At 73.2% G+C, this 9,311-nt stretch carries 9 protein-coding genes, 1 pseudogene and 1 riboswitch; of the genes and pseudogenes, 2 read left to right on the plus strand and 8 right to left on the minus strand.

Features of this window, described 5'->3' with window-relative positions; translation table 11 throughout:
- Together GTW67_RS22495 and GTW67_RS22500 are read right to left on the minus strand one after the other, a co-directional pair.
- Positions 1 to 258 (minus strand): annotated as a pseudogene (locus GTW67_RS22495) (decaprenyl-phosphate phosphoribosyltransferase); the annotation flags it as partial.
- Positions 255 to 758, minus strand: a complete 504-nt coding sequence (locus GTW67_RS22500; protein WP_161166615.1) for a phosphatase PAP2 family protein — start codon at positions 756 to 758, stop codon at positions 255 to 257. The pseudogene GTW67_RS22495 and the gene GTW67_RS22500, both read right to left, overlap by 4 nt.
- Before the next feature lie 133 nt (positions 759 to 891).
- Here GTW67_RS22500 and dprE1 point away from each other — a divergent pair, with 133 nt between their 5' ends.
- Positions 892 to 2,259, plus strand: a complete 1,368-nt coding sequence (dprE1, locus tag GTW67_RS37830) for a decaprenylphosphoryl-beta-D-ribose oxidase (RefSeq protein WP_161166616.1) — start codon at positions 892 to 894, stop codon at positions 2,257 to 2,259.
- A gap of 29 nt (positions 2,260 to 2,288) precedes the next feature.
- A complete protein-coding gene (gene dprE2, locus GTW67_RS22510) occupies positions 2,289 to 3,044 on the plus strand; it encodes a decaprenylphospho-beta-D-erythro-pentofuranosid-2-ulose 2-reductase (protein ID WP_161166617.1) in 756 nt (251 codons plus the stop codon).
- Positions 3,045 to 3,050: 6 nt separating this feature from the next.
- Here dprE2 and GTW67_RS22515 read toward each other — a convergent pair whose 3' ends face one another.
- The 6 genes from GTW67_RS22515 to GTW67_RS22540 form a co-directional block, all read right to left on the minus strand.
- The gene (locus tag GTW67_RS22515; RefSeq protein ID WP_161166618.1) at positions 3,051 to 3,629 is read right to left on the minus strand and encodes a 2'-5' RNA ligase family protein; all 579 of its coding nucleotides are present in this window, start codon (positions 3,627 to 3,629) and stop codon (positions 3,051 to 3,053) included.
- A 173-nt stretch (positions 3,630 to 3,802) separates the two neighbouring features.
- Positions 3,803 to 4,816 (minus strand): tryptophan--tRNA ligase, encoded by a 1,014-nt coding sequence (gene trpS, locus GTW67_RS22520; protein WP_161166619.1) that lies wholly within the window; start codon positions 4,814 to 4,816, stop codon positions 3,803 to 3,805.
- Between the two features lie 94 nt (positions 4,817 to 4,910).
- Entirely contained in the window at positions 4,911 to 6,356 is a 1,446-nt protein-coding gene (locus GTW67_RS22525; RefSeq protein ID WP_161166620.1) for a glycine hydroxymethyltransferase, read from the minus strand.
- Positions 6,357 to 6,385: 29 nt separating this feature from the next.
- Positions 6,386 to 6,473: riboswitch (ZMP/ZTP riboswitch) on the minus strand.
- A gap of 136 nt (positions 6,474 to 6,609) precedes the next feature.
- The gene (locus GTW67_RS22530) at positions 6,610 to 7,794 is read right to left on the minus strand and encodes a glutathionylspermidine synthase family protein (protein WP_161166621.1); all 1,185 of its coding nucleotides are present in this window, start codon (positions 7,792 to 7,794) and stop codon (positions 6,610 to 6,612) included.
- A 5-nt stretch (positions 7,795 to 7,799) separates the two neighbouring features.
- Positions 7,800 to 8,150 carry a hypothetical protein gene (locus GTW67_RS22535; RefSeq protein WP_161166622.1) on the minus strand — a complete coding sequence of 117 codons (351 nt, stop codon included), beginning with the start codon at positions 8,148 to 8,150 and terminating at the stop codon, positions 7,800 to 7,802.
- Positions 8,151 to 8,228: 78 nt separating this feature from the next.
- Positions 8,229 to 9,311 (minus strand): aminotransferase-like domain-containing protein (locus GTW67_RS22540; RefSeq protein WP_161166623.1); only part of this gene is annotated, 1,083 nt, incomplete at its 5' end.

The raw sequence follows: 9,311 nt of genomic DNA on the forward strand, positions 1-9,311 counted from the left end.
TTCGCGGGCGTCGTTGACGAGATAGACGGCGGAGGCGCAGGCGGTGAACAGGACGAAGACGAGGGCGAGCTGAGCCAGGGCGTGGCGGGAGAACAGCTCCCCGGCGGCGGCCGGGGCGGCGACGACCAGGACGTTCTTGATCCACTGGCGGGGGCGCGCGGTCCTGAGCAGGCCGCCCGCGAGGCCGCCGCGGCGGGGCGGGGCGGACTGCGGGGGCTGTTCGGGGGCGCGCTGCCGCAGGACGGCCGTGTCGGTCACCGGGTCGCTCCCCGCATCCAGCCGGCGCCGAGCCGGGCGGTGAGCGCACCCAGGGCGGCGCCCGCCGCGACGTCGGACGGGTAGTGGACGCCGACGACCAGCCGGGACACGCACACGGCGGCGGCCAGCGGCCAGGCCGCGCGCACGCCGAGCGCGCCGAAGACGACGGCGGCGGCCGCGGCGGAGGTGGCGTGGGAGCTGGGGAAGGAGTGCCGGCCGGCGGTGCGCACCAGGGGCTGGACGTGTGCGGGGCGGGGGCGGCGCACGACCCGCTTCACCCCCATGCTGGCCAGGTGCGCGCCCGCGGTGAGCGCGGTGCCCCGCAGCCAGGCCGTGCGGCGGGAGCGGTCCACGGCGGCTCCGGTGAGGCCCGCCGCGAGCCACAGCGCTCCGTGCTCCCCGGCCCAGGACAGGGCGCGCGCGGCACCGGCCACGCGCGGGTCCGTGCCGCAGGCTCTGAGCGCCGTCACGATCCGGTGGTCCATGTCGAGGTCGTCCATGGGGACTCACTGTTCACTCCCACGGCGCGGTAAGTCCGGCATGATGGGGCGACATACCATTAATCACCCGTTTCGGGGAGGGCCGGGATGTTCCGGAACTGATCGTTCGTCCTGGGGGGATACGGTCACCGGCATGTCTGCCGACACCGTTCCCGTGGCCGAGTGGGGCCCCGTCACCGGCTGGGGCCGCACCGCGCCCACCGCGGCCCGTCTGATCCGTCCGCGGACGTACGAGGAGGCGGCGGCGGCCGTCCGGGACTGCGGGGCACGCGGCGGCATCCCGAGGGGGCTGGGCCGGGCGTACGGCGACGCGGCGCAGAACGCGGGCGGTGCCGTGCTCGACATGACGGGCCTGGACCGCATCCACGCCATCGACGCAGACGGCGGCACGGTGCTGTGCGACGCGGGTGTGTCCCTGCACCGGCTGATGGAGGTGCTGCTGCCGCTCGGCTGGTTCGTGCCGGTGACGCCCGGCACCCGCTATGTGACGGTCGGCGGGGCGATCGGCGCGGACATCCACGGCAAGAACCACCACGTGTCCGGCTCGTTCGCCCGGCACGTGCTGTCCCTGGAGCTGCTCACCGCCGACGGCGGGGTGCGCACCGTGGAGCGGGGCACGCCGCTGTTCGACGCGACCGCCGGCGGCATGGGCCTGACCGGGGTGATCCTCACGGCGACGGTGCGGCTCCAGCCGGTCGCGACGTCACTGATGTCGGTGGACACCGAGCGCGCCGCCGACCTCGACGACCTCATGGCCCGCCTGACGGCCACCGACCACCGCTACCGCTACTCGGTCGCCTGGATCGACCTCCTCGCGCGCGGCGCGGCGACCGGCCGCGCGGTCCTCACCCGCGGCGACCACGCGCCGCTGGACGCGCTGCCCGCCCGCGCCCGGCGCGAGCCGCTGGCCTTCCGCACCTCCCGCCTGCCGGCCGCCCCCGCCTTCCTGCCGGAGGGGCTGCTGAGCCGGACGAGCGTGGGCCTGTTCAACGAGCTCTGGTACCGCAAGGCGCCCCGCGCGCGCCGCGGGCAGCTCCAGCGGATCCCCACGTTCTTCCACCCCCTGGACGGGGTGCCGCACTGGAACCGGATCTACGGCCGCGGCGGCTTCGTGCAGTACCAGTTCGTCGTCGGTCACGGCCGGGAGGAGACCCTGCGCCGGATCGTGCGGCGCATCTCCGCGCACCGCTGCCCGTCCTTCCTCGCCGTCCTCAAGCGGTTCGGGGAGGCCGACCCGGGCTGGCTGTCGTTCCCGGTGCCCGGCTGGACCCTCGCCCTGGACGTCCCGGCCGGACTGCACGGGCTCGGTGCGTTCCTCGACGAGCTGGACGAGGAGGTCGCCGAGGCGGGCGGCCGGGTCTACCTCGCCAAGGACTCCCGGCTGCGGCCCGAGCTGCTCGCCGCGATGTACCCGCGCCTGGACGACTTCCGCGCCCTGCGCGCGGAGCTGGACCCGCGCGGGGTGTTCATGTCCGACCTGTCCCGGCGCCTCGCCCTGTGACCTCGCCCTGTGACCCCTCTGGAGCTGTCGTGAAGGACGCCTTCGGCCTCCCCCAGTCCCTGCTCGTCCTCGGCGGTACGTCCGAGATCGCGCTGGCCACCGCGCGCCGCCTGGTCGCCCGCCGCACCCGCACCGTGTGGCTGGCCGGGCGCCCCTCCCCCGCGCTGGACGAGGCGGCCGGGCAGCTGCGCGCCCTCGGCGCCGAGGTGCGCACCGTCGCCTTCGACGCCCTGGACCCCGAGTCCCACGAGGAGGCGCTCGGCAAGGTGTTCGCCGAGGGCGACGTCGACCTGGTGCTGCTCGCGTTCGGCATCCTCGGCGACCAGGCGCACGACGAGCGCGAGCCGCTGAACGCCGTGCGGGTCGCGCAGACCAACTACACCGGCGCGGTCTCGGCCGGGCTGGTGAGCGCCCGCGCGCTCCAGGCGCAGGGGCACGGCTCGCTGGTGGTGCTGTCGTCCGTCGCCGGGGAGCGGGCCCGCCGGGCCAACTTCATCTACGGCTCCAGCAAGGCCGGCCTGGACGTCTTCGCGCAGGGCCTCGGCGACGCGCTGCACGGCACGGGCGTGCACGTCATGGTCGTACGCCCCGGGTTCGTGCGGTCGCGGATGACCGCCGGGATGGAGGAGGCGCCGTTCGCGACGACGCCCGAGGCGGTCGCGTCGGCCATCGAGCTGGGGCTGCGGCGCCGCTCGGAGACGGTGTGGGTGCCGGGCGCGCTGCGGGTGGTGATGTCGGCGGTGCGGCACCTGCCGCGCGCGGTGTTCCGGCGGCTTCCGGTGTGAGGCCGGCTAGCGGGTGGGCAGGGAGCCGCTCTCCACGCGTCCGGCCTGCGGCGGCACGACCGCGCTGCCGAACGGGAACTCGCGCAGCTTGCGCCACACCCCGTCGGCGCCCTGCTCGTAGAGCGCGAAGCCGGTGCACGGCCACTGTGCCTCGTAGTCGGCCAGCTCCTCGTACGCGCGGTCCATCGCGGCCTCGTCGATGCCGTGCGCGACCGTGACGTGCGGGTGGTACGGGAACTGCAACTCGCGCGGGACCGGCCCGGAGGAGTCGCGGACCCGCTTCTGGAGCCAGGAGCAGGCCGCCGCGCCCTCGACGACCTGGACGAAGACCACCGGCGACAGCGGGCGGAACGTCCCGGTGCCGGACAGCCGCATCGGGAAGGGCCGGCCGCGGGCCGCCACCTCGGCCAGGTGCGACTCGACGGCGGGCAGTACCGCGCCGTCGATCTCGGTCGGCGGCAGCAGCGTGACGTGCGTGGGGATGCCGTGCGCCGCGGCGTCGCCGAAGCCCGCGCGCAGCTGCTGAAGCCGGCTGCCGTGAGGCTCCGGGACCGCGATCGACACGCCGATCGTTACGGTCCCCACGTCGTCTCCCTGTCGTTCTGTCGGTGCCGCCCGCCCACCGGCGCGCGGCGGTGGCCGCCGATGCGGCCACCCGGTTATCGACTGTACGGCCACGACCCCGTCCCGGGCAGGCGCAACCGGAGTGATGTGCAGCGCTACGGTGGCGTGCCGGGCGCTCGGCGGGGCACCGCCGGTCAGTGCTTGGCGGGCAGGAATCCCATGCCGTCGTAGGCCCGGGCGAGGGTCTCCGCGGCGACGGCGCGCGCCTTCTCCGCGCCCTTGGCCAGCACCGCGTCCAGGGTCTCGGGGTCGTCCAGGTACTGCCGGGTGCGCTCCCGGAAGGGCGACACGAACTCGACCATGATCTCGGCGAGGTCCGTCTTCAGGGCGCCGTATCCCTTGCCCTCGTACTGCTGCTCCAACTCGGGGACCGTGGTGCCGGTGAGCGTGGAGTAGATCGTCAGCAGGTTGCTGACGCCGGGCTTGTGCTCCCGGTCGAAGCGGATCACCGTGTCGGTGTCGGTGACCGCGCTCTTGACCTTCTTCGCGGTGGCCTTCGGCTCGTCGAGCAGGTTGATCAGGCCCTTCGGGGTGGCCGCCGACTTGCTCATCTTGGCGGTCGGGTCCTGAAGGTCGTAGATCTTCGCGGTCTCCTTGAGGATGTACGCGCTCGGCATGGTGAAGGTGTCGCCGTAGGTCTGGTTGAACCGGTCGGCGAGGTCGCGGGTCAGCTCCAGGTGCTGGCGCTGGTCCTCGCCGACGGGGACCTGGTCGGCCTGGTAGAGCAGGATGTCGGCGACCATCAGCATCGGGTACGTGAACAGGCCGACGGTGGTGCGGTCGCTGCCCTGCTTGGCGGACTTGTCCTTGAACTGGGTCATCCGGGAGGCCTCGCCGAAGCCGGTGATGCAGTTCATCAGCCAGCCGAGCTGGGCGTGCTCGGGCACGTGGCTCTGCACGAAGAGGGTGCAGTGCTCCGGGTCGAGACCGGCCGCGAGGAGCTGGGCGACGGCGACGCGGGTGTTCTCCCGGAGCACCTTCGGGTCCTGCGGGACCGTGATCGCGTGCAGGTCGACGACCATGTAGAACGCGTCGTGGGTGTTCTGCATGTCGACCCACTGGCGGACGGCGCCGAGGTAGTTGCCGAGGTGGAACGAGCCGGAGGTCGGCTGGATACCGGAGAGCACGCGGGGACGTTCAGAGGCCATGTTCTTCATTGTCTCAGAGCGACCGGGGGGCTCTGTGCGTGGGGAACTGCGGATCGTGGTGGCTGATCGCGCAGTTCCCCGCTGCGGGGTGCGGTCAGCCGAGGTCGATCTCCGGGTACAGCGGGAAGCCCGCCACCAGGTCCGTCGCGCGGCGGGAGATCTCGTCGGAGATCTTCTCGTCCAGGACGTGGGACGCCTTCGAGGGCGCGCCCGACTTGGTGGTGCCCGGCTCGGCGGCCGTCAGGACGCGGTCGATGAGGCCGGCGACCTCGTCCATCTCGGCGGTGCCGAGGCCGCGCGTGGTCAGCGCCGGGGTGCCGATGCGGATGCCGGAGGTGTACCAGGCGCCGTTCGGGTCGGCCGGGATGGCGTTGCGGTTGGTGACGATGCCGGAGTCCAGCAGGGCCTGCTCGGCCTGGCGGCCGGTGAGGCCGTAGGAGGAGGCCACGTCGATCAGGTTGAGGTGGTTGTCCGTGCCGCCGGTGACCAGGGTGGCGCCGCGGCGCATCAGGCCCTCGGCGAGGGCGCGGGCGTTGTCGACGATGCGCTGGGCGTAGTCCTGGAACGCGGGCTGCCGGGCCTCGGCGAGGGCGACGGCCTTGGCGGCCATGACGTGCGGGAGCGGGCCGCCGAGGACCATCGGGCAGCCGCGGTCGACCTGGTCCTTGAGGGAGTCGTCGCACAGGACCATGCCGCCGCGCGGGCCGCGCAGCGACTTGTGGGTGGTCGTCGTGACGATCTGGGCGTGCGGAACCGGGTCGAAGTCGCCGGTGAGGACCTTGCCGGCGACGAGGCCCGCGAAGTGCGCCATGTCGACCATGAGGGTCGCGCCGACCTCGTCGGCGATCTCGCGCATGATGCGGAAGTTCACCAGGCGCGGGTACGCGGAGTAGCCGGCGACGACGATCAGCGGCTTGAACTCGCGGGCCTGGGCGCGCAGGGCCTCGTAGTCGATGAGGCCGGTGGCCGGGTCCGTGCCGTAGGAGCGCTGGTCGAACATCTTGCCGCTGATGTTCGGGCGGAAGCCGTGGGTGAGGTGGCCGCCGGCGTCGAGGGACATGCCGAGCATGCGCTGGTTGCCGAAGGCCTGGCGCAGCTCGGCCCAGTCGGCCTCGGAGAGGTCGTTGATCTGGCGGACGCCGGTCTTCTGGAGGAACGGCGCCTCCACGCGGTCGGCGAGCACGGCCCAGAAGGCGACGAGGTTGGCGTCGATGCCGGAGTGCGGCTGGACGTAGGCGTGGCGGGCGCCGAAGAGCTCGCGCGCGTGCTCGGCGGCGAGTGACTCGACCGTGTCGACGTTGCGGCAGCCGGCGTAGAAGCGGCGGCCGACGGTGCCCTCGGCGTACTTGTCGCTGAACCAGTTGCCCATGGTCAGCAGGGTGGCCGGGGACGCGTAGTTCTCCGAGGCGATCAGCTTGAGCATCTCGCGCTGGTCGGCGAGCTCCTGGCCGATGGCGTCGGCTACGCGGGGCTCGACGGTGCGGATCGCTTGCAGCGCGGCTCGGTAGGCGACGGACTCGGGGGTGAGGTCTGCGGGCATGGGGGTCTCCGGACGTTGTGGTCGGCGTTCGGGTCGGCCCAGGCGCACGGCACGTGTTCTTCCTGGGCCGCTCCCCGATGGTTTTTCCATCCCTGCGCGCCAGTCACGGCCCCGCGGTCAGCGTACCGGAACGCGTCTGCGGGGTTCTGTGCGTCTCGGGGTGCGGGTGGGTTGTGGCTGGTCGCGCCCACGCGGCGGAGCCGCACATGTCACAGCCCCGCGCCCCTGACGGGGCGCCTTTCCCGACGCCTCTTTAAAGGATCACGTGGGGTAGGAATCTTGCGTACTCGTCCGTGATCAAGCCGCTCGACTCTCTGATGCCCAGGCCCGCTGACTCGTTTTCCACCACCCACGCGCCCAGGACCACGTGGTTGTCGTCGAAGGTGGGCAAGGGGGCCAGTTCCTGGTAGCAGCACGGTTCGTCGCGCGGGGTTGGGTTCGTGCCCGGCTTGTGGAGCGTGATGCCTGCGCCCTCTCGGCCCAGGAGGGGTTTCGCTACCCAGCCCGTCGTCGTGGCCAGGTCGCGTGGGCCGTTCAGGTAGGACGGGAGGAGGTTCGGGTGGTCGGGGTAGAGCTCCCAGAGGATGGCCAGGAGGGCCTTGTTGCTGAGGAGCATCTTCCAGGCCGGTTCGATCCACAGGGTGGTGCCGGTGCCGCCGCCGTTGTCGAGGGTGTCCAGGACGTGGCCGGCGAAGCGGTCGGTGGTGAGCCACTCCCAGGGGTAGAGCTTGAAGATGCCGCGGATGAAGCGGAGTTTCGTGTCCACGAAGCGGCCCGACAGGCGGTCCCAGCCGATCTCCTCCATCGCCAGCCAGTCGGTGGCCAGGCCGGCCTGCTCGGCGGTCTCCTTGAGGTAGGCGACCGTCATCAGGTCCTCGCCGAGCTCGTCCTCCGAGGAGTGGGCGAAGTACAGGGGGCTGCCCGGCGGGAGGAGGGCGGCCTGCTTCTTCCATGCGTCGACGAGGCGTTCGTGGAGGCTGTTCCACTGGTCGGCGCCGGGGAAGCGCTCCTCCATCCAGAACCACTGCGGGGACGCCGCCTCGACCAGGGAGGTCGGGGTGTCCGCGTTGTACTCCAGGAGCTTGGCGGGGCCCGTGCCGTCGTAGCGCAGGTCGAAGCGGGCGTAGACGGAGGGGAGTTCGGCGCGGCGGTGCCAGGCCTCGGTGACCGCCCGGACGACGCGCGGGTCGGTGATGCCGAGGTCGCCGAAGCGGCCGGCGGTGACGATGTGCTCCGCCGCCGCCAGGCACATGCGGTGCAGTTCCTCGACGGTCTCCTCCAGCGCCTCCACCTCGGGCAGGGAGAAGACGTAGTAGGCGCTCTCGTCCCAGTAGGGGCGCAGGGAGTCGTCGGGGTAGCGGGTGAGGGGGTAGATGAGGCCCTGTTCCTCGACGGTCTGCTGCCAGCCGGGGCGCGGGGTGGTCGTACGGCGTTCCACGGGGGTCAGCCGCCGCCGCTGCCGGAGCCCGAGCAGCCGAAGCCGCCCCGGTCGACGGCCTCGTCGCGGCTGAAGGTGCCGGAGTCGGCCCAGCCCCTGCTGACGTCGGCGTCGTAGTACCAGTCGGCGTCGGTGACGCGTGAGGTCTTGCGGCCCTTGCTCGAAGAGCTGCCGGACGAGCCCGACTTGCAGTTCTTGTCGGCGACGACCTTGTAGCCGTTGAGGTAGTCGTAGCTGTCGCGGTCCACGCAGCGGCGGTCGGGGTCCGAGCCGCACGCGCTCAGGGCCGCCGCGAGCACTCCCATGCCGCCGAGCACCACCGTGCTCGACCGCAGCCGTCGCCGGGTCTCCGCCATGTCCGTCTCTCCCCGTTGTCCGCGCAGGTGTACGACAGTTGGGCCGATCGAGTGTACGGCCCGCGCCGCGGGTGGACTCTACGGCAGCGCCCGGCACAGCGCGTCCAGAGCCCCCGTCCAGGCGTGGTCGGGCGGGGTGCCGTAGCCGACGACCACGGCGTCCCGCGGTTCGGTGACGGCCTCCGGGTGGCGGAAGACGGACAGGCCGTACAGGCCGAGGCCCTGCCAGGCCGACGCGCGGACCACCTGCTGCTCGGTGCCGGGCGGCAGTCCGAGGACGGCGTGCAGGCCGGCCGCGATCCCGGTGACCCGCACCGCGGGCGCGCGGTCGGCGAGCGCCGCGACCAGGGCGTCCCGGCGGCGCCGGTAGCGCAGACGGGCGGAGCGGACGTGGCGGTCGTAGGCGCCGGAGGTCAGGAACTCGGCCAGGGTCAGCTGGTCCAGCACGCCGCTGGTGTCGAGGCCGCCGCGGGATGCCGTGAGGTCGTCGGCGAGGCCCGGCGGGAGCACGGCCCACGCCAGCCTGAGGCCGGGGGCGAGGGACTTGCTGGCGGTGCCGAGATAGACGACGCGGTCGGGGTCCAGGCCCTGGAGGGCGCCGACGGGCTGGCGGTCGTAGCGGAACTCGCCGTCGTAGTCGTCCTCCAGGACCAGTCCTCCGGTGCGCCGCGCCCAGTCCACGACGGCGGCCCGCCGGTCGGGGTGCAGGGGCACGCCCATCGGGAACTGGTGGGCGGGCGTGAGCAGCACGGCGCCCGCGCCGTCCGGCCCGACGGGGTCGGTGCCGCGCGCGTCGAAGGGCAGCGGGACGGTGCGCAGTCCGGCGGCGGTCAGCAGGTCGCGGTGCACGTGGAGGCCGTACGACTCGACGGCGACGGTGTGCACGCCGCGTGCCTTCAGCAGGGCCGCGAGCAGGGTCAGGCCGTGCGCGAACCCGCCGAGGACCAGCAGGCGTTCGGGGTCGGCGCGCACGCCGCGGGCCCTGGCGAGGTAGCCGGCCAGCGCGGTCCGCAGCTCCGGGCGCCCGCGGGGGTCGCCGTAGCCGAGGGCGTCGTGCGGGGCGGCGGTGAGGGCGCGGCGGGCCGCCTTCAGCCACTCGGCGCGCGGGAAGGAGGCCAGGTCGGGCGAGCCCGGGCGGAGGTCGTAGACGGGGCGGGTGCA

Source organism: Streptomyces sp. SID5910, from assembly GCF_009862125.1.
Lineage (GTDB): Bacteria > Actinomycetota > Actinomycetes > Streptomycetales > Streptomycetaceae > Streptomyces.

What these genes read in the sequence shown, in the direction of transcription:
- GTW67_RS22525 (WP_161166620.1), bottom strand. Translation starts at nt 6,356, where the DNA reads ATGCCCGCAGACCTCACCCCCGAGTCCGTCGCCTACCGAGCCGCGCTG.
- GTW67_RS22535 (WP_161166622.1), bottom strand. Translation starts at nt 8,150, where the DNA reads ATGGCGGAGACCCGGCGACGGCTGCGGTCGAGCACGGTGGTGCTCGGC.
- GTW67_RS22500 (WP_161166615.1), bottom strand. Translation starts at nt 758, where the DNA reads ATGGACGACCTCGACATGGACCACCGGATCGTGACGGCGCTCAGAGCC.
- dprE1 (WP_161166616.1), top strand. Translation starts at nt 892, where the DNA reads ATGTCTGCCGACACCGTTCCCGTGGCCGAGTGGGGCCCCGTCACCGGC.
- trpS (WP_161166619.1), bottom strand. Translation starts at nt 4,816, where the DNA reads ATGGCCTCTGAACGTCCCCGCGTGCTCTCCGGTATCCAGCCGACCTCC.